1 protein-coding gene is annotated in these 203 nt (G+C 68.0%); it reads right to left on the reverse strand.

Going from position 1 to position 203, the window contains the following annotated elements; all coding sequences use genetic code 11:
* Positions 1 to 203, reverse strand: a 203-nt coding sequence (locus CH42_RS00100) for an ABC transporter substrate-binding protein (RefSeq protein WP_239683886.1), incomplete at both ends; no start/stop codon positions are given.

A 203-nucleotide genomic window follows, 5' to 3' on the forward strand; every position in this document is an offset into this window, starting at 1 on the left:
TACCTGGTCGATCGCGTCCGCCTGACCGGAGTTCAGCGAGCCGATGCGCGACTGGGGCTCCGGCACGAACTGGATCACGACCTCGTCGAGGTACGCGGCGCCCTGATGGTCCCGGGTCTCGGGAGCCCAGGCGTAGTCCTCGAAGCGCTCGAGCACGAGCTTCGATCCCGCGACGTACTCGGCCACCTGGAAGGGTCCGGATC

Origin of the sequence: Leucobacter musarum subsp. musarum (genome assembly GCF_001273845.1) — a bacterium.
GTDB classification, from domain to species: Bacteria; Actinomycetota; Actinomycetes; order Actinomycetales; family Microbacteriaceae; genus Leucobacter; species Leucobacter musarum.